The organism is Microbacterium panaciterrae (genome assembly GCF_039541635.1).
Lineage (GTDB): Bacteria > Actinomycetota > Actinomycetes > Actinomycetales > Microbacteriaceae > Microbacterium > Microbacterium panaciterrae.
Map to the genome: position 1 here is coordinate 1 of NZ_BAABGP010000004.1, position 21,719 is coordinate 21,719.

Consider the following 21,719-nt stretch of genomic DNA (forward strand, 5'->3'; position numbering starts at 1 on the left):
GGTTCCCGGCCCGCTCGACCGGGCCGGTCGCGGCCAGCAACCCGGTCACCGAGACCACCCCGTCCCTCAACACCGCACCGAGCGCCGGGAACCGGGCAGGGAGCAAGTCACCCGTGGACAACTGCGTGCCCTGGTACACAGCGTCGCCGGCGGTCACATACCTCCGGGCGGTGCCCGCATCCACCCGCAGGGTGCGTCGCAGCAGTTCGGTCACATCCCGACACCCCGCCGCCGACGACACCCGTTCGACGGACAGCCGACAATCCCGATCCGCCACCTCCCCGGTGACGGTGGTGATCACCGCATCCACCCGCCGCTGCACCCGCCCCAGCATCTGCAGCAGGCCGACAAGTTCCGCAGCCGTCGAATCCTCGAACTGGCGGGTCATCTGCACCGACCCGCACACCCCCGCAAGCAGCTGCTCCAACTGCTCGAGGGTGTCTGCCGTGGTCGATGTCATACCCCCATTCAACCCGGGGCCACCGACATTCAAACCCCAGATCGCACCTCATAACCGAACTGTGGAGAAGTTCTCGACAGACGTCCCTGTGGAGAACGAACACGACCACGCCGAATGGCCCTTCGACAAGCTCAAGGACCGGGCAAGGGCGGGCCCCTCGACAGGCTCAGCGCCAGTACGACGACCGCGCCCGTATTCCCGCGGCGGACTTCATGACGTCACATGCTGTCGAAAACGGACACACAGCCCCCTGGCATCCCGCCAGCGTGCCAACGTGAAAGCACGTCCCGATCGATCAGCATCGCGGGCGTTCGCATGGTGTCGTTCACGCACGACGCCCGCCGCACCGACTGTCGCCCGACGCCGGTGCCCGATCAGAGGGGGCCCCCATGGCAGGAAACACCCGACGCATCGCGTTTGCCGGGATGATGGCCGCCGTGGCGGTCGTGACCCTCGCCGGCTGCAGCCTCACCGCCTCGGCGAGCGGTCCTTCGGGCAGCGCTTCGGCCGGCAGCACGGTCTACTTCGGTGTCTCGGCCGCGCAGACCGGCCAGTACGCGCAATACGGTGAGCAGTTCAAGAAGGCGTTCGACCTCGCCGTCGAAGAGGTCAACAAGGACGGCGGCATCGACGGCCACCCGGTCGCCCTGAAGTACGAGGACTCGCAGTCCGACCCGAAGCAGTCCGTCACCGTCGCGCAGAAGTTCGTGAACGATCCGCAGATCTCGCTCGTCTTCGGCGACTATTCGTCCGCGGCGTCGATCCCCGCCTCGCCCATCTACACGGCCGGCAAGCTGCTGCAGTACGGCTTCAACAACTCGAACCCCGACTTCACCGCAAAGGGCACCGAGTACCAGTGGTCGACCTCGATCACCACGAGCGCGACCTACACCTGGACCGCCGACTACATCAAGAAGCAGGGCATCGACTCGATCGGCGTGACGTACCTGAACACCGCCGACTGGGGGATCCCGGCGTTCCAGGCGTTCAAGGCCGAGGCCGACAAGATCGGGCTGAAGATCACCGACGCCGAGGCGATCGATCCGACCTCGGACGACTACCGCCCCTCGCTCACGAAGGCCGTCGCAGGCAACCCGAAGGCGTTCGCGCACATCGGCTATGGCCCCGACGCCGCCAAGCTCGTCACCCAGCTGCGGGCGATCGGCTTCACCGGCACGTTCTACGGCGGCCAAGACGAGCAGTCCTTCGACAGCACACCGGACGCCGCGGGCTCGATCATCGGCACCGAGTTCGTCTCGAACGGCAGCAACCCCGAGGTGCAGGCGTTCGTGAAGGCGTTCAAGGCGAAGTACCCGGACGAGAAGGACGTGACGCTGTTCGAGGCGAACGCCTATGACGCCCTGCACGTCGCCGTCGCCGCGGCGAAGAAGGGCGGTACCGACCGCGCCGGGATCCTGAAGGGGTTCAAGCAGATCAAGGACGTGCCCAGCGCGATCTACGGGACCATCACGTTCGATCAGGCCACACGCCGCGTGGCTGACCCGCAGCTGACTCCGGTCGTGCTGAAGAACGGCGCCTGGGACGCGCTGAAGGGCTGACGCCCCCGCTGCCCACACCATGCTCGACACTCTGATCGCCGGCCTGCTCCGAGGGAACGTCTACGCCCTCGGAGCGGTCGGGATCTCGCTCGTCTTCGGCGTCATGAACGTCGTCAACTTCGCCCAGTTCTCGTTCTTCGGACTCGGCGCGATGCTGGCCTGGTTCTTCGTCGTGCAGCTGCAGCAGCCGTTCTGGATCGCGCTGCCGCTCGTGCTCGCGATCTGCGCGGCGCTCGGTCTCGTGATCAACATCGCGGTTGTGCGGCCGCTCGCGAAGTATCTGCCGCTCGCGGCCATGCTCTCCACGTACGCGGTCGCGCAGATCCTGGACAACGGATCCCAACTCGCGTTCTCCGCGCAGTTCCGCTCGTTCCCGCAGGTGCTGCCGACCTCGAACCTGCACATCGGGAACATGCGGTTCGGCACCTCCGACGTCGTGATGCTCGCCATCACCGCGGTCGTCATGATCGTGATGTCGCTGTTCCTCAAATACGGCCGCACCGGGAGGGCGATCCGCGCCACCGCGCAGGATCAGGAAGCCGCCCTGCAGATGGGCATCCCCGTCGGATCCGTGCAGAACATCTCGTTCGTGATCGCCTCCGGCCTCGGCGGCCTCGCCGGCATCTTCTTCTCGCTCTACATCGGCGTCGTGAACCCCACCTCCGGCATGAACATCGGGATGACGGCCTTCGTCGCGGCGGCCCTCGGCGGCCTCGGATCCCTGCTCGGCGCCGTGGTCGGCGGGTTCGTGCTGGGGATCCTGGAGGCGTTCGGGATCTACTGGTTCGGCGACGCGTCCCGCCAGATCATCGTCTTCGTCGTGCTGCTGATCGTGCTCGTGGTGCGCCCGGGCGGGCTGCTCGGCAAGGTGCCGCTGCTGACGGCCGAGCCGCTCACCGGCACGTTCCTCGGCAAGGGGCGCCCGCTGCGGATCCCGCGTTGGGTGTGGGCGGCCGGATTCGTGGTGCTCGGGGTGCTCGTGCCGATCTTCGCCGACACCTACGTGCTCACCACCGGCACCCAGGTCCTGATCTACGCGATCATCGCGGCGGGCTTCACGGTCACCGCCGGGCAGGCGGGCGTGCTCGCCCTCGGGCAGGCCGGCCCGATCGCGATCGGCGCATACATCTCCGCCCTGCTGAGCGTGCACCTGCACCTCTCCTTCTGGCTCGCTCTGCCGCTCGCGGGCATCGGCGCCGCGATCATTGCGTCGGTCCTCGCTTCGCCGATCTGGGGAGTGAAGGGCCACTACATCTCGATCGCCACGCTCGGCCTCGGCATCGCGATCGTCGCCGTGATCCAGCTGATCGTGCCGCAGGGCATCTACGGCATCCCCGTCCCGTCGATCGGAGGCATCGAGCTGAACACCCCGTTCGCGTACTACGTCATCGACTTCGTGGTGCTCGTGCTCACGCTGCTGGTGATGTGGCGGATCCGGCGCTCGCACCTCGGCAAGGTCATCTCCTCGGTCGGGTCCGACGAGGTCGCCGCCCTCGCCTCGGGCGTGCGGGTGCGCGACTACAAGGCCCTGGCGTTCGCGATATCCGCGTTCTTCGCCGGCATCGGCGGATCCCTCCTCGCGCACCAGTACACCTACATCGACACCACCATGTTCACGATGATGATGTCGCTGCTCGTGGTCACGATCGTCATCCTCGGCGGCGTCGGCCTGCCGTACGGCGCGGTCGTGGGCTCGATTGTGCTGATCGGGGCGATGGAGCTGCTGCGGTTCACCCCGGAGTGGCGGATCATCGTCTACGGCCTCGTGCTCATCCTCGTCGTGCGCTTCCGGCCCGGCGGCGTCCTGGTGCGCAGCTCATGACCGCGCCGCTGCTCGACGTCACCGACCTGGAACGCCACTTCGAGGGCGTCCGGGCCGTCGACGGCGTCTCGTTCCAGGTGCAGCCGCACGAGGTGGTCTCGATCATCGGACCCAACGGATCCGGCAAGACCACCACCCTGAACCTGGTCACGGGCACGTTCCGCGCACACGGCGGCACGATCGTGCTGGACGGCGCGCGCATCGATCACGCGAGCACGGTGGACATCGCCGAGCACGGCATCGCGCGCACGTTCCAGAACGGCCGGGTGTTCGCGACGCTCTCGGTCGCCGACAACATCGAGGTCGGGATCCACTCCCAGCTGCACGCGCACCGGCCGTTCCGGGGCCTGTCGCACGTCTTCCTGCTGCGCTGGATACCGCTGCTCGCCGAGCTGTTCGTCGCGATCTTCGGCACTCCGGCCGCGCGCCGGGAACGCGCCGAGATCGATAGGACCGTCGACCTCGAGGTGGACCGGTTCGAGGCTCGGCTCGGCCCACGGCGCGACGACCCCGCCTACACGCTCAGTTACGCCAACCGGCGGCGCACCGAGATCGCCCGCGCGCTCGCGCTGCAGCCGAAGCTGCTCGTGCTCGACGAGCCGACCGCCGGCATGAACCAGTCCGAGACCGCGGAGGTGCTCGCGCAGCTGCTCGAGCTCAAGGCCGCAGGCCAGGCGATCCTGCTCGTGGAGCACAAGCTCGACCTCGTGATGACGGTGTCGGATCGGGTGATCGTGATGGACGGCGGGCGGATCATCGCCGCGGGCGATCCGCAAACCGTGCGCAACGACCCCGCCGTGATCGAGGCCTACCTCGGCCGCCGCCGGGAGCGGCCGACCCCCGAGGGCGGGGAGGGATCCGCATGAGCACCCTGCTGAGCCTCGACGCGCTGAACGTCTACTACGGCCCGTTCCACGCGCTGCGCGGTGTGTCGATCGAGATCGGCGAGGGGGAGATCGTGTCGCTGCTGGGCGGCAACGCCTCGGGCAAGTCGACCACGATGAAATCGATCCTCGGTCTGAACCGCGTCAAGGACGGGCGGATCTCGTTCGCGGGCGGCGACATCACACATCAGAGCACCGCACGCCGGGTGCGGGCGGGGATCGCGAGCGTCCCCGAGGCGCGCCGGGTGTTCCCGCAGATGACGGTCGACGAGAACCTGTACGCGGGCGCCTACACGCGCCGCGACCGTGCGGGCATCGCCGAGGACATCGAGCGGATGCGGGAGCACTTCCCGCGGCTCGCCGAGCGCCGCCGACAGGAGGCGGGCACGCTCTCCGGCGGTGAGCAGCAGATGCTCGCCTTCGCGCGGGCGCTGATGAGCCGGCCGCGGCTGATCTGCATGGACGAGCCCACCATGGGGCTCTCGCCCAAGCTCGTGGATCAGGTGCTCGACGAGATCGCGCGGCTGAACCGCGAGCTGGGCGTCGCCGTGCTGCTCGTGGAGCAGCAGGCGGAGCTCGCCCTGTCGATCGCGTCCCGCGGCTACGTCCTGGCGACGGGCGAGATCGTTGCCGAGGGATCCGCGCAGCAGCTGCTGCACGATCCCCGCATTCAAGAGGCCTACCTCGGAAGGAGCGGCTCATGACCGCACGTACAGGAGCCCCCCGGCTCGGATTCTTCACTCGTGTGCTCGACGACGCCCCCGCCGCCGAACGCTATCGGCTCGCGCTCGAGCAGATCCGCACGGCGGAAGCTCTCGGCTTCGACACCGCGTGGGTCGCACAGCATCACTTCCATGAGGCGGAGGGCGGGCTGCCCTCGCCGCTCGTGTTCCTCGCGTATGCGGCGGCGCAGACGACGGACATCGTGCTCGGCACCAGCATCGTGACCCTGCCGCTCGAGGAGCCGCTGCGCGTGGCCGAGGACGCGGCCGTGCTGTCGCTGCTGAGCGACGGACGCGTCGAGATCGGCGTCGGCAGCGGCGGCACGCCGAGCTCCTTCCCGCCGTTCGGCCACGACCCGAAGGAGCGTGCGGCGATCTACGCGCGGCACTTCGCCCGCCTGCAGGAGGCGCTCGGCGGCGATGAGCTCACGGCGGACGGCGGACGGCTGTACCCGGCAGCCCCCGAGCTGCTCGACACGCTGTGGCAGGCGACGTTCTCGCCCGAAGGTGCCGCGCGGATCGGCGCCGCCGGATCCGGGCTGATGCTGTCCAAGTCGCAGCCGCACACGGCGGGCTCCGGCGTCACGGCGCTCGCCGACACGCAGCGTCTGGTCGTCGAGGCGTACCGGGCCGCGCTGCCGGAGGGGGTCGCTCCGCGCACGTTCGCCTCCCGGGGGCTCGTCGTGGTCGATGACGAAGCCGACGTCGCAGCCCTGGTCCGGCGCGGCATCGAGCGCTCACTGCCCTCGGCGCGGGCGCTCGGGATCCAGGTGCCCGAGGGGGCGAGCGACGAGGAGCTGCGGGTGCTGTTCGACCTGCACGTCGGCACGCCCGAGCAGATCATCGATGAGCTGGCGCAGGATCACGTGCTCACCTCCGCCACCGACATCGTGTTCCAGACGCACCCGGTCGACCCGCCGCACGAGGTGCTGCTGCGCTCGCTCGAGCTCATCGCGACGCGCGTCGCCCCGGCCCTCGGGTGGAGCCCGTCCCGGTCCCTGAACTACCTGGAGGAGAGCCATGTCTGATCTCATCGACGACCTCGTGGGCATCGCCCCGGGCAGTGCGCTCGACGCGCTGCGCGCGAAGCGCCCGGTCGCCCGCAGCGACGCCCAGGCGACCTATGACGGGCTGATCACCGCCCCCGCCGATCTCGTGCGCGCGAGCGCCGCCGAGCGTGTCGCGATCGGATACTGGGTCGCCGTGCTCAGCCGCGCCGGCGGTCTCGCCGACCATTACCGCGCCCTTCTCGACACCCTCGATCCGTCCGTGCGGGCGGCGCTCGACGGCGCCCTGCCCGGCGCGCTCACCTCAGGCCCCTACGGCTCGTACCCGGAGGGTCCGCTCAGCATCGAGGACGAGAACGGCCTGCACTGGGCCGCCCCGGCCGACCTGGGCGACGCGGTGGGTGAGAGGATCGCGGCCGCGCTCGCGCACGCGCACCTGCTCACGTACCGGCCCCGCGACGCCAGCCCGGACGCGCTGCAGGATCTGCTCGACGCGGGCTGGAGCACCGACGGCGTCGTCACGGTCTCGCAGCTCATCGCGTTCACCCACTTCCAGCTCCGTGTGATCGCGGGACTGACCGTCCTCAAGGAGGCGATCTGACATGGCCGAGCACGTGCTGCGCCACCCGGAGCTGACCCCGCCCGACGTCTTCACGCAGGAAGAGCTGGGCTGGGTGCCGTGGCTCGAGCCGAAGCCGGTCGAGGAGCTGACCGAACAGGACTACGCGGGGCTCGTCGAGCGCGCCCGCTCCGCGAACCCCTACTTCCGCCTGCTGGTGCGCGATCCTGTCGTGCTGGGCGCCCGCACCCGCGCCGACAACGACATCTTCTACAACACCGACGCCGGCCTCGGTCGGGCCGAGCGGGAGATCTCCGCCGCCGCGGCCTCGCGCACGAACGGCTGCCTGTACTGCGCATCGGTGCACTCCCGCTTCGCCACGATCCAGGCGCCCTCCCGCCGCGACGACGTGCAGCGGCTGCTCGACGAGGGCATCGACGGGGAGCAGGACGAGCGCTGGACCGCGATCATCGAGGCCTCCGCCGCCCTCACCGCGACGCCGTCGAGATTCGGGTCGGCGCACGTCGAAGCGCTGCGCGCGGCGGGCCTCGACGACCAGGCCGTCGTCGACGTCGTGCAGAGCGCCGCGTTCTTCAACTGGGCGAACCGGCTCATGCTGTCGCTGGGGGAGCCGACGCCGCCCGCGGGGGCGTAGCGAAGCCGCGGAGCCGTAGGGAATGTAGCGTGTGCCGGGCGATCGGTTCCCGCTTTGGACCGGGCAGCAGGGGCGTACTTGTTCGGGCAACGCGGAGACCGGTCGCACCCGAACGACCGGTTCGACGACCGCCCTTGTCACGCGATCAGCAGCTCGATCTTGACGCGCGAGCAGTAGGCCGACAGCCAGCTGAAACCGGGAGTCCCCGGGGCGAATGAGCCCACCCCGCGCTCGGTGATGTGCAGGTCGCTCTTGTCGACGCGATCGCCGAACAGCACGTACGCCTCGGAAGTGTTGTCGCGCGCGCTCATCCACGCGATCCCGTCGAAGCCGCGGTCATGCGCAGCCTGCGCCCACAGCACGGTCTGGTCGTAGACATCCGCGTCGGTGGCCGTCAACTGCTGCGGGGTCGCTCCCAGCCGGCGCAGCCCCGGCCCCATCAGCATCGCCAGGTTCAGGTCGCGTCTCAGGTCGAGCGCGGTCTCCACGCGGGTGGCGTAGCTGCCCTCCGGCAGGAGGCCCCCGGCGACGGGGACGTCGTGCAGGATCGACTCGCAGACCGCGGCCTCTGCGGTAGCTGCGGCATAGAGCGTGGGGACCTGGGGGCCATCCAGGTCATCAAGACTCGCGAAAGAAGCGAAGCGTGTCTGCGAGCCCGCGCCGGGATTGAAAACGTTGCCGGCGCGCTGGGGGTCGTGCACGCGATGCAGGAGGGTGCCCGCGGGTACCAGGTGACCGAGTGCGTCGAACGGTGACGGTGGAGTCGGGACAACCACGGAAGGGCGTGCGGGGCCCGCCCCGCTCACCACTCGACGCCCCACGCCCTCTCGGCGACGGAGAGCAGGCGCTCCGGGTCGGTGACTCGATCGACGGGTCGATCGCCTCCGAGGTAGGTCGTCGGCGACATCATCCACGCGATCACGTCGGCCGCCGATCGTTCGTGCTCGGCGGCAAGGGCCAGCAGAGGCCTCACCCAAGGCCGGATCTCGCCCGCAGGACGGTCGAACTGGAAGCCGGGGAAGACATAGGCGTTCTTCCGCTGCATGCCGAGCAGCTCGCCTCGCTGGCGCAGCGCCGATGCATACGCGCGATTGCTCTTGCTGGCGCCGAGGATCTCTCCTACAGCCGACGAGGAGAACAGGCCGAAATCGCGTTCGACGCCGCGCCACACGGTCTCGGTGGCCTGCGCCGCGCGCGCGGTCGCCGGGTCCACAGTCGTCGTCAGGGACGCAAGGGCGCCACCGAGGTCGCTCACGGCGACGCGGTACGTGGCCGCGCCACGGAGCGACTCGAGGAATCCGCCCGTGGTCACGCGCATGTGGGTGAGCTGGCCCGCGACGATCGCGACGTCAGCGCCCCCCAGCACCTCGAGCGCGTGGCGCACTTCATCTTCGGGACGGGACGCGAGCTGAGTCATCTGACTATCCTTCCGAGGAAAGTACTTGTAAGAAACGTTAGCACGCGCGTCGTAGAAGCGGCAGTTCCGCAGCATCGCCCCCGAGCGTCCGTGAGTCCGTCAGGGGCGGACCCGAACCGTGCGCCCCTCGAACGTCACGAGGTCGCCGTCGATGAGCTGACGTCCGCGGCGGCGCTCCTCGTCGCCGTTGACGCGCACGTAGCCGTCGATGATGGCCTCCTTGGCGTTGCCGCCGGAGTCGAGCAGCCCCGCGAACTTGAGGAACTGCCCGAGCCGGATGGACGCGCCGCCGATCGAGATGTCGTCGGTCGGATCGCTGCTCGTCACTTCTGAATCTCCGCTTCCGTCATGCCGCTCTGGTTCCGGGCCCTCACGCGCTCCACGGGAACGCACGCTCCTTGTCGAGCTCGCCATCCCGGCCGATCGACGCCAGGGTGTCGCCGCCGCCGCGCAGGCACAGCCACTTCAGCGGGCGATCCGCGTCGGCCGCGCTGTGCACGGCACGCCACGTCTCGGGCGCGACGCGGACGACCGTTCCGGCCCGCAGCTCGACGACCTCGTCGCCGAGCGCCATCTGCCCGTGCCCGTCCAGGAACACGTACACCTCCTCGAACGCGGAGTGCCGGTGCCAGAACGGCGAACCCGCGCCCGGATCCGTCGCGTTCACCGACAGCCCCAGGAACCGCGCCGCCTCGCCGTCGACGAAGCGCTTGGCGGTGCCGTCCTCGGCACCCCAGCTGTCGATGGCCCCGATCTCGTACACGTTGTAGCCGCTCATGCCGCCACGGTATCCCACGCGCCGGCGCCTCGAGCGCGCACGCCGAGCGGCTCCGGACCGGCCGCTACTTCTTCTGCGGGGCGAACGGGGTGCCAAGTGCGGTTGCGATCGACGTGAAGATCCGGGTCGCCGGCGAGTTGCACGGCAGATCGGTCGGGTTGTCGGTCAGGGTGCGTGCATCGGCGCAGGAGCCGGTCGGGATGTCGCTGTTGACCATCGTCACGATGGTGGTGTCGTCCTTGGTGCTGTAGAACATCGAGGTGTTGTAGCCCGGCAGTTCGCCGGTGTGCCCCACCCAGCCGTTCTGGCAGCCCCAGCCCAGGCCGTAGCCGCCGTTGCCCGGGCCGTTGAACTCGCGGAACGAGGTGAGCCGCTCGATCTGCTGCTTGGCCGGCAGGAGTCCCGCGCCGGTCGCCTCGGCGCGACCGAAGTGGAGCAGATCCTGCACGTTCGAGATGAGCTCGCCCGCCGTCCACCCCCAGGACGGGTTCCAGTCCGTCGCGTTCGCCGGATCGGCGGGCGTGCCGTGGTCGCCCTGCAGGGTGAATCCCTGCGCGTGCGGGTCGGGGAAGGCGGCGGATCCGGCCGGGAAGATCGTGTGCGACAGCCCCAGCGGGGTGAGGATCTTCTCGGCCAGCGCGTCCTGGTAGCTCTTGCCGGTGACCTTCTCGATGACCTTGCCGAGCAGGACGGTGTTGGTGTTGGAGTAGTCGAAGGCGGTGCCGGGCGCGAAGTCCTGCGGCTTCAGGGCGAGGCCGGCCTTGAGCAGTTCATCGGGCGTCCACACTCTGGTCGGCTCCGCGAAGAAGATCTTCTGCCAGGCGTCGTCCTTCGTGTAGCTCGTGACGCTGCTGGTCATGTCGGCGAGCATGCGGATCGTGACCTTGTCGCCGCGGGGTACGCCGTCGACGTACTTCGAGATGGGGTCGTCGAGGCTGAGCTTGCCGTCGGCGGCGAGCAGCAGGGTCAGCGTTCCGGTGAAGGGCTTGGTGATGGATCCCACCCGCTGGTACACGTCGGTGGTCATCGGAGCGTCGGTCTTCGGATCCGCGACGCCGTACGCCGTCAGGAACAGCCCCTTCGGCGACTGCACGGCCACGACCGCGCCCGGCGCTGCGGTGGCGGCGAACCCGTCCTTCGCGGCCTTCTCGATCGTCGCGGTCAGGTCGGCGGGCATCGCCGTGGTCGGCAGGTCCGCGGTGCGGGCGACCACCGCAGCGGGATCCGCCACGCACGTCGAGACGGCGGGGACGACCGGGGCTGCGGAGGCGCTGCCCGACGCGGTCGGCCCGGTCGAGGGCTGCGCGGAGCAGCCGGCCAGCAGGAGGAGCGCGGCGGCGAGTGCGATCGGCGTCGCACGGCGGGTGGAGGTCATGGCGCTGTCCCTTCGCGGATCGACCCGCTCACGCAGAGCGGCCTGTCACCGAGAACTCTTCCACCGTCCGCACCTGCGAGGAATAGACGTAGGCCCATTCCGCCTCGCCGGCCGTGCCGTGAGACTGAACAGGCTGGGGGACGCTCGGGCGGCCCGCGGGCCGCATCGGGACGTGGCCCGCGGGGAGCAGCGGCAGACCACAAGGAGGACGATCCGTGAACACGTCGACCGGGCGACGCCGCATGATGGCGGTCGCCGCACTCGTGACGATCGGCCTCGGCGCATCGGGGTGCGCCGCTGCACCCGCCTCTCCGCCCGCCACCACGACGGCGCCGGCGGTCACGGTGACCATGGATGCCGCCGCGCTGCGCGGGCAGTTCGCCGACCTCGCGACCGAGCTCGGCGTCGTCGGCGCCGCGATGCTCGTGCGCACCCCGCAGGGCGAGGCGACCGCGACGTATGGCGTGACAGACCTCGGCGGATCGACCCCGGTGTCGCTCGACGACCACTTCCGGATCGGCTCGAACACCAAGACGATGACGGGCACCGTGATCCTTCAGCTCGTGCAGGAGGGGAAGATCGCGCTCGCGGACAAGGTGTCGAAATACCGTCCCGACGTGCCGAACGGCAATCGGATCACGATCGAGCAGCTGCTCACGATGCGCAGCGGGCTGGCGAACTACACGACCACGCTGGCGCTCAACACGGCGCTCGACACTCAGCAGCAGCGTGTCTGGGATCCGGAAGAGCTCGTCGCCATGGGGCTCGCCGAGCCGCCCACCTTCGCCCCCGGAGATGGATGGAACTACTCCAACACCAACACCCTGCTGCTCGGCCTCATCGCCGAGAAGCTCGACGGCATGCCGCTCTCGGAGATCTTCCAGAAGCGCCTGTTCACGCCGCTCGGCCTTCGCGAGACCTCCTACCCCGCAGCGGATGACGCCTCGCTGCCGACGCCGTTCCCGCACGGCTACATGTACTCGACGAACGTCGACACGATGGAGACGAGCACGCTGCCGCCGACGCAGCTCGCGCAGGCGAAGGCCGGAACCCTGCTCCCGAGCGACACGACGAACCTGAACCCGTCGTGGGCGGGGGCCGCGGGCGCCGGCATCTCCACCATCCGCGACCTCGCGCACTGGGTCGAGGCGCTCGGCGGGGGCGGACTGCTGAGCCCGACGCTGCAGAAGGAGCGCCTGGCGAGCGTGCAGCCCGTACCGTTCCCCCTTCCGCCCCTGCCCGACCCGCAGTACGGCTGGGGGATCGCGAAGATCGGGCCGCTCTACGGCCACACCGGTGAACTGCCTGGTTACAACTCGTTCATGGGGTACGACCCCGTGCACAAGGTGACGATCGTCGTCTGGTCGAACCTCGCCCCGGCCGCGGACGGGCGCCCGCCCGCCGCCACGATCGCCACCTCGCTCATGAAGAGCATCTACGGAAGCTGAAGAACATGTCGCGTCGCACCCTCCGCACCCTTGCGCTCGTCAGCGTCGCCGGCGCGCTCGTCCTGACCGGCTGCACGTCCTCGCCGCCGCCCGCCCCGGGAACGTCGCCCACTGCGACAGCCGCGGCGAGCGGATGCGTGGCGGATCCGGCCAAGACCGCCTCGGCCGCGGCGGGAGCGACGACGATGTCCGCACTGCCCGCGGCGACCGAGGCGAAGCTCGACGCGGCTGCCGCGAAGGCGTTCGCGCTCGGGGCCTCGCCCGGCGCCGTGGTCGGGGTGCGCACGCCCGAGGGCACGTGGACGAAGGCGTACGGAATCGCGGACTCCGCGACCGGAGCTCCGATGCAGGTGGGCATGCACACCCGCATCGCCTCGCTGACGAAGATGTACACCACGTCGATCGTGCTGCAGCTGGCGCAGGAGGGGAAGCTGAAGCTCACCGACAGGATCGGGAAGTACATCGCCGGAGTCCCGAACGGCGACCAGATCACTCTCACGCAACTCGCCGACATGACCAGCGGCATCGCGAGCTACGCGATGAACGAGCAGCTGGTCGACACCTACTTCGCCGACCCCTCGACCGTCTACACCCCCGAAGAGCTCGTCGCGGCTGCCGTTCCGCTGTCCCCCCTGTACGCGCCCGGCACGAGCTTCAACTACTCGAACACCAACACGGTGCTGCTCGGCCAGGTGATCGAGAAGGTTACCGGGCTGTCATTCGGGCGGGAGCTGCAGATGCGGATCCTCGATCCGCTGCACCTGAAGAACACCTCGTGGCCCGACGTCTCGTCCGCGCTGCCCGAACCGTACGCGCACGGGTACACGCTGAACGGGCCGGCCGCGACCTCGACCGCGCCGACCGACTCCACGAACTGGAATCCGGCGTGGAGCTTCACCGCCGGCGAGATCATCTCCGACATCGACGATCTGCTCACGATGGGCCGAGCGCTCGGCACCGGGCAGGGCCTGGTCGACGCGAAGAGCCAGCAGCTGCGCCTGACGTCGTTCTCCGAGATCGGCTACGGCTTCGGCATGAGCTGCTCGAACGGGTGGGTCGGGCACACCGGCGACCTCTCCGGCTACAACAGCTCGCTCTTCTACGACACCGCCACCGACACCACGGTCGCCGTGCAGACGAACAGCGACATCGCCTCGGGCGGCTGCAAGGACTCGCCCACGCTGGCCGACGACCCGGGCGACGCGATCTGTCAGACCCCGGCGGTGCGGATCCTGGTGGCGCTCACCGGCGAGCTGGGCACCGCGTACGCGCCGCCGCCCCGGTCGTAGCTGACGCGGTCGGCCCCGCGCTCGGGGCTCGTCGCGCCCGGGGGCTCAGTGGTATTCCTCCGCGACCGAGGACAGGATTCCTGACGATGATCCCGGAACGGACGCCCGCTCGGCTTCTGACGATGGAGCTCGGCATCGCGTACACCCGGAGATGGCGCGCGACCTCGCAACAGGAGCGACGCGGTCCTTAGTCCGAGAGGTGTTCGGTGACTGCGTTCCGCGAGCCTGCAAGAAGTCCGTGCGACAGCGCTTTCGCAATGAGTTCTGAACGGTTGGTCGCGTTGAACTTTCGGTAGAGGGCGGTGACTTGAGTCTTGACGGTGTTCGCGGAGACGAACTCAGCCTTCGCGATCTCCGCGCGGGATTCGCCGCGCGCGAGGCGTCTGAGAACAACGAGCTCCCGATCACTGACGGATATCGACGTCTCTGGGTAGGGGTAGGTGCGCAAGTGCCGAAATTCTTGCCAGCGCGCCTCGAGCGCGTTCGCAGCCGGAACGGATCCGAGAAGCGCGAAAAGTCCGTGCAGGTGCGTTTCGGATATCGATGCCATCGACTGCAGGTTGTGACCGACCGACGCGACGAACGCCTGAAACTTTGAGCGCGCCAGGGAGATCTGTCCCAGATTCAAGTGGCATGCCGCGGCGAGGAGTTGTGCTTCGAGCTGCACACGCCGGGGCGGGCGATCGGAGATCCCCACCAGATGCTCCATTGCCGCATCAAAATGAAGCCGGAGAGCGCCAGCACGGGCCCACAGCAGCACAATGCCGTCATCCGAGTTGGACAACGACTCGAGGGTCGCTTCCGCCTCATCGACGCGTCCGCCGGCAAGAAGTGCTTTTGCGCGTAGCGCCGTCAGGTGTGTCCTGTACCAGCCGTCGCCCGCCACGAGATCGTCCCACGCAACCGCCGTCTCATCGATGAGCCGGAGCACCTCTCCAATTCTGCCCATGACCAACAGACGATGTGCTCGTGCCCAGACGAGGTAGTGGAAGAACTCCTCATATTCGGTGGGAAGCGCGATGTAGGGAAGTAGTTCGTCACTCGTAGTGAAATCGAGGCGGTCGACGGCCACGATGAATTCTGCAAGCGGGTAACCAAGGTCAGTGCCGTCCAGCTCCGCCGGGTCGGTGGTGGGCGTTCGGCCCGCCACCGCCACCCAGCGCCCGACCTCGGCATGGTCGCCGTCGATGGCCGCGAGCACGGCGAGCTTGGCAGGAAGGTCCTGAGACCCCAAGCCGACCACGTCGTCATCGCGTCGCTGCCACGCCATCAGGTAGTAACGACGAGCAGTGTGGACGTCGCCGAAGACATCGAAGGTGATCCCGGCCTGCATGAGGAACCATGCGGCATCCGTGATCGGCAGATCCCCTTGGCGGCGAATGGCTGTGCGGACCGCGGGCATCATCTCGTCGAGGATCGCGACGGCTTCGGCCACGAACCCTCTGCGACGTCGGGCCAACACGGCTGCGGCGACCCGGCGCAGCTCGATGAGCCCAGCCTCTCCGCCCGCAGCAAGGCGGGCAGCGTCGAACGACGGCCGCTCCACTGGGATCTCAGTGACCCTTCCCGCCTCGCGCCAGTAGACGATCCCCGGGTGGGCCGCGCAGAGGGAGTCCGGCGTGTGTGTGACGGCGTCGAAGAAGTGACCACGGTGCACGCCGGCCTGTAGCTCGACACCCCAGCGCTCCATGATTCCGGCCGCCGCCGACCAGTCTCCCGCTGCAACGGCGGCCCCGAGACCATGGTCGAGCGCCGCTGGCGGAGAAGTCAGTGCGGGCACGTCTGCCTTCATTCCGACAGTCTCCCGCACCTTTCACCTCGCCGCCGCCCTGGGTGGGTGATATCGCGGTTAACAGGGTCCTGATCGTTGGCTGATCCGGTGAGCGGTGCACCTAACATGAAGCACCGGCCGCCCGATGAGCCCTTCGAGGCTTACGTGCCGGATGACCCAATGACCGACAAGAGAGGCAACCTCGCAATGAAGCATCGCCGTATTGCCGCCGTCCTGGCTGGTGTCGCAGCCACCGTCGTCGTCCTCACCGGATGCAGCACGACAAGCCCAAACAGCGGCGAGTCCACAGCGTCCGTTCCTCAGGACTCGAAGAAGCCCAGCTCACTCACGATGTTGGTGACCACGTCCGGTAGCGAGAACGGCCTCAAGTCGCTCGCCAAGACGTACGAGCAGAAGACGGGGATCACCATCAACTTTGTCGAGGTCGCCAGTGGCGACTTGCCGACGAAGGAGATCCTCGCAGCCAAGAGCAAGCAGAACACCTTCGACCTCGCGATGGTCGACGGCTTCACGCTGGCCTCGGTCGCCGCCGCCGGCGCCCTCGTGCCGCTGGACAGCTATCTGAAGGACGACACCGCGTATGACTACGACGCAGACTTTCCGCAGGGGCTGAAGGATTACGCCAAGTACAAGGACGTCAGCTACACGGTGCCGCTGTCCACAGAGCCCTACTTGCAGTGGTACCGCGCCGACCTCTACGACGAGCTCGGCCTGAAGCCGGCGACCACGTGGGACGAGGTCACGAGCAACGCAAAGGCACTGCAGACCGCCGGCTACCTCGGCTACAACCCGCTGTACAACGCAGCAGGCGCGGCGCACTTCTACAACGAGATGCTCGTCAGTCAGGGCGGACGCATGTTCGATCCGAAGACGCTCAAGCCGCTGCTCGACACCGACGTCGCCAAGAAGGTCATGAATCAATACCTGGCGCTCAAGCAGTACGGCCCGTCCAGCTCGACGAGTGGCGCTACAGCCAACGCGGTGCAGGCATTCCAGCAGCAGAATGCCGGCCAGATGGTGCTCGCTTCGGGCTGGTGGCCGACGATCAACGGCACGACGTCCCCCGTCGCAGGCAAGGTCGCCACGGCCGAAACGCCGCTCGGAAAGCTCGGAACCTACACTCCGACCAGCATGCTCTACGGCTGGCTGGCCGGAATCTCCAGCGCCTCCCCGCATCAGAAGGACGCCTGGGAGTTCCTGTCCTGGGCTCTCGGCAAGGACAACGTCTCCGCGTTCATCGACGCCGGTGCGGCTCCGCCCGCCCGTATCTCGACCACGTCGAACCATGAGCTGGTAGCCAAGGCCCCGTATCTGACGGCCGAAGCCGAAGCGGTCAAGACCGGAACGACGCTGCCACGCATCCCGGCGATGAGCCAGATCGTGTCGGTCATCAGCCAGGGCATCAACGCCATGGCGACCGGACAGCAGACCGTCGACGCAGGTATGGCCGCGATGCAGAGCTCGGTGCTCAACATCCTGGTGCAGGCCGGCGCGTACAAAGGCAATTAATTGGCCGCCTCATCCAGCATTGTCGCCACCGTCCCGGGTCGCGTGACCCGGGACGGTGCGGGGCGCCGTCGACGACGTCTTGTTACGGACATCCGGTCGCTCGGCTACGTCGCGCCGACCTGGTTGTTCATGATCGTCATGGGACTGATCCCGATCGGGTATGCCGTATGGATGTCGCTCACCGACCAGAGTCTCACCACGGCGACTCCGGGCGCGTGGGTCGGATTCACGAATTACGTTCGCGCCGTCTTCACCTCGCAGTTCGCGGGCAGCTTGCTCGTCACCTTGATCTTCGTGGTCTTCGGTCTGACGATCCAGTTCACGCTCGGGTATCTGCTTGCCGTCGTGCTGCACCGGCAGTTGCGCGGCTACCAGATCTTCCGCACCGTGCTGCTCATCCCGATGCTTCTCACGCCTGTCGTCGTTGGGCTGGTGTGGCAGTTCATCTTTCAGCCGGACCTCGGAGTGATCGCAACTCTGCTCGAACCGTTTGGAATGAAGCTGAACGTGTTCGCCAGCACGCCGCTCGCGCGCGGGATGATCATCTTCATTGACTGCTGGATGCACATTCCCTTCGTCATGCTCATGTTGGTCGCAGGTATGACAGGTGTGTCCCAGGAACCGCTTGAGGCTGCGGCTGTCGACGGTGCCAGTTGGTGGCAGACGACCCGCTACGTGATGATGCCGATGCTGCGGCCGGTGATCACGATCGCGTTGCTCGTACGGTGTGTCGATATCGTCCGCCTCTTCGACACCGTCTTCACGACGACGCAGGGCGGTCCCGGCACCTCGACGGCGACTGTTTCGATGCTCGCCTACCAAAGCACCTTCGCCTATTTCCAGTTCGGCAGTGGAGCGGCGCTCTCGATCGCCATCGCAGTGATCATGATCCCGATCTACTTCTTCTACGTACGATTGACAAAAATATGAAACATCGTTCGGTTGCCGGCCCGATAGTCGGCTACACCGTGCTCGTCGTGGCCTCGCTATTCGCGATGTTCCCGCTCTTCTGGGTGCTGCTCACCTCCCTCAAGAGTCCCGCAGACGCTCAGGCATCCGCTTCGAAGGCGTTTGACTTCGAAGCGACGAGCGAGAACTACCTCCAGCTCTTCTCCGACCTGGCGTTCCGCGACGCACTGATTGCGTCCGTCGTGATCACGGTGATCTCGACTTTGATCGTCGCGGTGCTCGCGACGCTCGGCGGCTATGCCTTCGCCCGCCTTCGGTTCCTGGGACGTAAGACGCTCGCGATCGTCATGGTGTGCGTCCAGATCATCCCGGGAATCGTGTTGGTGATCCCGCTCTACCGACTGGTGAGCGACGCAGGGCTCTACGACCAGTGGCTCCCGATCATGTTGATCCTCGCCACTTTGAACATCCCATTCGCGACCTGGCTCACGATGGCGTTCTTCCAGAGCATGCCCATCGAGATCGAGGAAGCCGCACTCATCGACGGAACCAACCGTGTCCAGCTCTTCCGGCATGTCCTACTCCCGATGGTCGCGCCGGGGATCGCGACGGCGGCAATCTTTACCGCGATCGCGGTATGGAACTCGTTCCTGATCCCGCTGATCCTCGGCCAAGCGAGGGCAGCGACCCTCACGGTTTATGCCGCCCATTTCGTCACCTTCCAGGAGGTGAACTGGGGCCCGCTGTCCGCCGCTGCCGTGCTGATCTTTGCGCCGATCGTCCTCTTCGTCCTCGTCACCCAGCGAGCTCTCGTGCAGGGGCTTACTTCAGGAAGCGTGAAATAGGAAATATCATGAACGACCTATCGAACTCGACCACTGTTCACACGGCCCTCTCCGCGACGGAGTGGCGCAACCCGGCTTCCACCGACCTGGACCAGCTCTCCTCTCTCGAGATCCTTCGCCTCATGAACGTGGCAGACCGCGAAGCGGTCGACGCTGCGGGAGCCGTGATCCAGCCGCTCAGCGAGCTGGTCGATGCCGCCCTGACACATGTTCGGCGCGGTGGACGGGTCCATTATTTCGGTGCGGGCACCTCCGGTCGGCTCGGCATCCTCGATGCGTCGGAAATCCCGCCCACGTTCGGGCGGAGCGACACCGTGATCGGACACATTGCGGGAGGGGACGCGGCACTGCGGAGCGCCACAGAAGGCTCCGAGGACTCGATCGCCGCAGGCATGAAGGACGCGTCCGGGCTCGGCCCGCTCGACGTTGCGATTGGCCTCGCTGCAAGCGGGGGCACGCCGTACGTGCGGGGGGCACTCATGGAGGCTCGCACTCAGGGGGCGTTGACCGCTCTGGTGACCAGCAACCCCGACGCGCCGCTGGCACCGCTGGCGGACTACCTGGTTGCTGCGAACACGGGTCCGGAAGTGCTCACGGGCTCAACGCGCCTGAAGGCCGGAACGGCAGAAAAGTTCGTACTGAACGGCTTCTCGACGGCGCTGATGGTCGGGCTCGGTCTGACCTATTCGAACCTCATGGTGTCGGCGTCCGCCACAAACGCGAAGCTACGTGACCGCTCCGTGCGGATTCTGATGGAGGCCACCGGTATCGAACGAGACGTGGCCGCTGAGCGTCTTACCGCCGCCGACGGTGATCTCAAGCTGGCGATCGTCTCGAGCCTTGGGTTCGTGCCGCTGTCGGACGCAGCTGCCGCGCTCGGCGCCGCCGAGGGCTCAGTGCGCGGCGCGCTGGCGACCCTCGAGAACCCACAGTCCTGAGCGTGACCGTCCTCGCTGTCGACATCGGTGGCTCGGGTTCGCTCGCCCTTCTGCGAGACGTCACGCTGCACGCGGCCGTGGGCGCTCCAATAAGGATCACGGACGGCAGGCTCAGCGCGACCGAGGCGCTCAGCAGCCTTGCGAAACAGCTCCCCGCTATGGAGGGTCGGCTCGATGTGATCGCCGTCGGACTTGCGTCGATCACATCGTTCGGCGATCCAGAAGACCTCGCGGAGCAGGTCCGCCGTCACTTTTGCTGCCACCGGCTCGTGTTGGCATCGGATGCCGTCATGGGGCTGGTCTCCGTGTGGGGAACCGACGGCGGTGCTGTCGTCGCTGCCGGCACCGGAGTCGTGGGTCTCGCGACGGACTTCTCCGGTCAGTGGACTCGCGTCGATGGAGGGGGGCATCTCATAGGCGATGCCGCTTCTGGACGCCAGGTGCCGGCTTCCTACCCGCCCTACCTCTATTTATTTCGACAGCCTCGATTTGCCCAGACCACCCCAAATGAACCAAGGAGAATCATGAAATTCGGTGTAATTGGTGCCGGCGCGTTCGGCTCCCGGCACATCACCGCCTACGACCGTCATCCCGAAGTGGAGCTGGTCGGCATCCTCGACCTCAACCGCGGACTCGCGGACGCTGTCGCGTCGGGGTGCGCTACGCCACCTGCGGTGTTCACCGACCTTGACGAATTCCTCGCGATCGAGGGCCTCGAGGCGGTGTCGGTTGTAACGCCAGATCACCTTCATCGGGACGTCGCCATCGCGGTCGCCAACGCAGGCAAACACCTCTTGGTCGAAAAACCCCTCGCAACAACGGTCGAGGACGCGAGGGCGATCGTCGAGGCGGCGAAGGCCAACGGCGTGACCCTTATGGTCGACTTCCACAACCGAGTCAACCCGCCGTTCGTCGCCGCGCATGAAGCCGTCGTCGACGGTCGCGTAGGCCGGGTGGAGTACGTGTACGCACGGCTCAGCAACACCCTCGCCGTCGCCTCGAGCATCCGCTGGGCTTCCGCTTCGTCGTCGCTCTGGTTCCTGTCCAGCCATATGGTGGACATTGCCCAGTGGATTGTCGGCGACCGCATTGTGCGAGTCACGGCGAAGACCGTCTCCGGCACGCTTGAGAGCCGTGGGATCACCACCCCGGATGTCTTCATCATCCTCGCTGAATTCGCTTCGGGCGCTATTGGCACGTTCGAGCACGCTTGGATCCTCCCAAACTCGCACGCCACTGCGAAGGACCTCAAGTTCGAACTCCTCGGTTCGGAGGGATCGGTGCTGATCGACGGCTCCCATAACCGGGCGGTGGAGATCTACTCGGCGAACGATGCGCGCTTCCCCGATGTGATGGCTCCGCCGTACGGTGAGCACCTGACGGGGTTCATCATGGATTCGATCAGTGAATTCGTCGACGCGGTCGCAGGTCGTCGCCCGGTGCTCGCGACCGGCGAGGAGGGCATCCAGGTGACTGCCGTGCTGTGCGCTGTGCTCGAATCGATCGAGACCGGCGGCCCCGTCGAGATCTCGGGATACTGAGCGGCCGCAACGGCCACCCTCGTGCCTCGGTGTTCCCGAGACATTCCGCTCCGGTGGTATCAGCCTCAACGGACAGGCTGGCACCACCGGAGTGCTCATCGGCACGCGCGCAAAGTTCCGCAGGTGCTCAGGGTGCGCGCGGGTGCGTTGCGGTTCAGTGCGACCCAGCGAGCCGTCAATGCCATGCATGCTTCGGCACTTTTACGCGGT

At 67.5% G+C, this 21,719-nt stretch carries 20 protein-coding genes and 1 pseudogene; 14 read left to right on the top strand and 7 right to left on the bottom strand.

Features of this window, described 5'->3' with window-relative positions:
- Positions 1–460: pseudogene (locus tag ABD882_RS02355) on the bottom strand (hypothetical protein); the annotation flags it as partial.
- A gap of 389 nt (positions 461–849) precedes the next feature.
- On the opposite strand from ABD882_RS02355, the gene ABD882_RS02360 reads away from it, so the two are divergent.
- From ABD882_RS02360 to ABD882_RS02390, 7 genes are read left to right on the top strand one after another with little or no spacing between them, the layout of a single operon-like run.
- On the top strand, positions 850–2,019 hold the full coding sequence (locus ABD882_RS02360; protein WP_345183962.1) for an ABC transporter substrate-binding protein: 1,170 nt from the start codon (positions 850–852) through the stop codon (positions 2,017–2,019).
- Between the two features lie 19 nt (positions 2,020–2,038).
- Complete coding sequence (locus tag ABD882_RS02365) at positions 2,039–3,841, top strand: ABC transporter permease (protein WP_345183964.1); 1,803 nt, start codon at positions 2,039–2,041, stop codon at positions 3,839–3,841.
- Positions 3,838–4,707, top strand: a complete 870-nt coding sequence (locus tag ABD882_RS02370; protein ID WP_345183966.1) for an ABC transporter ATP-binding protein — start codon at positions 3,838–3,840, stop codon at positions 4,705–4,707. Before ABD882_RS02365 ends, ABD882_RS02370 begins: the two co-directional genes overlap by 4 nt.
- Entirely contained in the window at positions 4,704–5,429 is a 726-nt protein-coding gene (locus tag ABD882_RS02375) for an ABC transporter ATP-binding protein (protein ID WP_345183967.1), read from the top strand. Before ABD882_RS02370 ends, ABD882_RS02375 begins: the two co-directional genes overlap by 4 nt.
- Positions 5,426–6,475, top strand: coding sequence for a putative FMN-dependent luciferase-like monooxygenase (locus ABD882_RS02380; protein WP_345183969.1), 1,050 nt, complete (start codon positions 5,426–5,428; stop codon positions 6,473–6,475). Before ABD882_RS02375 ends, ABD882_RS02380 begins: the two co-directional genes overlap by 4 nt.
- The gene (locus ABD882_RS02385; RefSeq protein ID WP_345183971.1) at positions 6,468–7,055 is read left to right on the top strand and encodes a CMD domain protein; all 588 of its coding nucleotides are present in this window, start codon (positions 6,468–6,470) and stop codon (positions 7,053–7,055) included. The genes ABD882_RS02380 and ABD882_RS02385 overlap by 8 nt, the downstream gene beginning before the upstream one ends.
- A gap of 1 nt (position 7,056) precedes the next feature.
- On the top strand, positions 7,057–7,668 hold the full coding sequence (locus tag ABD882_RS02390; protein WP_345183973.1) for an alkylhydroperoxidase domain protein: 612 nt from the start codon (positions 7,057–7,059) through the stop codon (positions 7,666–7,668).
- Between the two features lie 137 nt (positions 7,669–7,805).
- Here the strand turns inward: ABD882_RS02390 and ABD882_RS02395 are convergent, their stop codons facing one another.
- From ABD882_RS02395 to ABD882_RS02415, 5 genes are all read right to left on the bottom strand, one after another.
- Positions 7,806–8,369 carry an RES family NAD+ phosphorylase gene (locus tag ABD882_RS02395; protein WP_345183976.1) on the bottom strand — a complete coding sequence of 188 codons (564 nt, stop codon included), beginning with the start codon at positions 8,367–8,369 and terminating at the stop codon, positions 7,806–7,808.
- 101 nt (positions 8,370–8,470) lie between these two features.
- Positions 8,471–9,085: a hypothetical protein gene (locus ABD882_RS02400; RefSeq protein ID WP_345183978.1), complete on the bottom strand. Its 615-nt coding sequence runs from the start codon at positions 9,083–9,085 to the stop codon at positions 8,471–8,473.
- 99 nt (positions 9,086–9,184) lie between these two features.
- Entirely contained in the window at positions 9,185–9,412 is a 228-nt protein-coding gene (locus ABD882_RS02405) for an RNA-binding S4 domain-containing protein (RefSeq protein WP_345183980.1), read from the bottom strand.
- A gap of 43 nt (positions 9,413–9,455) precedes the next feature.
- Complete coding sequence (locus tag ABD882_RS02410; protein ID WP_345183982.1) at positions 9,456–9,863, bottom strand: cupin domain-containing protein; 408 nt, start codon at positions 9,861–9,863, stop codon at positions 9,456–9,458.
- 64 nt (positions 9,864–9,927) lie between these two features.
- Positions 9,928–11,238, bottom strand: coding sequence for a serine hydrolase domain-containing protein (locus ABD882_RS02415; protein ID WP_345183984.1), 1,311 nt, complete (start codon positions 11,236–11,238; stop codon positions 9,928–9,930).
- A gap of 215 nt (positions 11,239–11,453) precedes the next feature.
- Here ABD882_RS02415 and ABD882_RS02420 point away from each other — a divergent pair, with 215 nt between their 5' ends.
- Both ABD882_RS02420 and ABD882_RS02425 read left to right on the top strand, forming a co-directional pair.
- A complete protein-coding gene (locus tag ABD882_RS02420; RefSeq protein WP_345183986.1) occupies positions 11,454–12,686 on the top strand; it encodes a serine hydrolase domain-containing protein in 1,233 nt (410 codons plus the stop codon).
- Positions 12,687–12,691: 5 nt separating this feature from the next.
- On the top strand, positions 12,692–13,975 hold the full coding sequence (locus ABD882_RS02425) for a serine hydrolase domain-containing protein (RefSeq protein ID WP_345183988.1): 1,284 nt from the start codon (positions 12,692–12,694) through the stop codon (positions 13,973–13,975).
- Between the two features lie 187 nt (positions 13,976–14,162).
- Here the strand turns inward: ABD882_RS02425 and ABD882_RS02430 are convergent, their stop codons facing one another.
- Complete coding sequence (locus ABD882_RS02430; RefSeq protein ID WP_345183990.1) at positions 14,163–15,767, bottom strand: helix-turn-helix transcriptional regulator; 1,605 nt, start codon at positions 15,765–15,767, stop codon at positions 14,163–14,165.
- Positions 15,768–15,926: 159 nt separating this feature from the next.
- Between ABD882_RS02430 and ABD882_RS02435 the strand changes: the two genes are divergently transcribed.
- From ABD882_RS02435 to ABD882_RS02455, 5 genes are read left to right on the top strand one after another with little or no spacing between them, the layout of a single operon-like run.
- Entirely contained in the window at positions 15,927–17,276 is a 1,350-nt protein-coding gene (locus ABD882_RS02435) for an ABC transporter substrate-binding protein (protein WP_345183992.1), read from the top strand.
- Positions 17,277–18,206, top strand: a complete 930-nt coding sequence (locus tag ABD882_RS02440; protein WP_345183995.1) for a carbohydrate ABC transporter permease — start codon at positions 17,277–17,279, stop codon at positions 18,204–18,206.
- Between the two features lie 38 nt (positions 18,207–18,244).
- On the top strand, positions 18,245–19,030 hold the full coding sequence (locus ABD882_RS02445; RefSeq protein ID WP_345183997.1) for a carbohydrate ABC transporter permease: 786 nt from the start codon (positions 18,245–18,247) through the stop codon (positions 19,028–19,030).
- Between the two features lie 8 nt (positions 19,031–19,038).
- Complete coding sequence (locus ABD882_RS02450; RefSeq protein WP_345183999.1) at positions 19,039–19,968, top strand: N-acetylmuramic acid 6-phosphate etherase; 930 nt, start codon at positions 19,039–19,041, stop codon at positions 19,966–19,968.
- A 2-nt stretch (positions 19,969–19,970) separates the two neighbouring features.
- Complete coding sequence (locus tag ABD882_RS02455; protein ID WP_345184001.1) at positions 19,971–21,509, top strand: Gfo/Idh/MocA family oxidoreductase; 1,539 nt, start codon at positions 19,971–19,973, stop codon at positions 21,507–21,509.
- Positions 21,510–21,719: the final 210 nt, after the last annotated feature.

Coding starts and splice junctions, on each gene's coding strand:
- ABD882_RS02360 (WP_345183962.1), top strand. CDS start 850: ATGGCAGGAAACACCCGACGCATCGCGTTTGCCGGGATGATGGCCGCC.
- ABD882_RS02365 (WP_345183964.1), top strand. CDS start 2,039: ATGCTCGACACTCTGATCGCCGGCCTGCTCCGAGGGAACGTCTACGCC.
- ABD882_RS02370 (WP_345183966.1), top strand. CDS start 3,838: ATGACCGCGCCGCTGCTCGACGTCACCGACCTGGAACGCCACTTCGAG.
- ABD882_RS02375 (WP_345183967.1), top strand. CDS start 4,704: ATGAGCACCCTGCTGAGCCTCGACGCGCTGAACGTCTACTACGGCCCG.
- ABD882_RS02380 (WP_345183969.1), top strand. CDS start 5,426: ATGACCGCACGTACAGGAGCCCCCCGGCTCGGATTCTTCACTCGTGTG.
- ABD882_RS02385 (WP_345183971.1), top strand. CDS start 6,468: ATGTCTGATCTCATCGACGACCTCGTGGGCATCGCCCCGGGCAGTGCG.
- ABD882_RS02390 (WP_345183973.1), top strand. CDS start 7,057: ATGGCCGAGCACGTGCTGCGCCACCCGGAGCTGACCCCGCCCGACGTC.
- ABD882_RS02400 (WP_345183978.1), bottom strand. CDS start 9,085: ATGACTCAGCTCGCGTCCCGTCCCGAAGATGAAGTGCGCCACGCGCTC.
- ABD882_RS02410 (WP_345183982.1), bottom strand. CDS start 9,863: ATGAGCGGCTACAACGTGTACGAGATCGGGGCCATCGACAGCTGGGGT.
- ABD882_RS02415 (WP_345183984.1), bottom strand. CDS start 11,238: ATGACCTCCACCCGCCGTGCGACGCCGATCGCACTCGCCGCCGCGCTC.
- ABD882_RS02425 (WP_345183988.1), top strand. CDS start 12,692: ATGTCGCGTCGCACCCTCCGCACCCTTGCGCTCGTCAGCGTCGCCGGC.
- ABD882_RS02430 (WP_345183990.1), bottom strand. CDS start 15,767: ATGAAGGCAGACGTGCCCGCACTGACTTCTCCGCCAGCGGCGCTCGAC.
- ABD882_RS02435 (WP_345183992.1), top strand. CDS start 15,927: ATGACCGACAAGAGAGGCAACCTCGCAATGAAGCATCGCCGTATTGCC.
- ABD882_RS02450 (WP_345183999.1), top strand. CDS start 19,039: ATGAACGACCTATCGAACTCGACCACTGTTCACACGGCCCTCTCCGCG.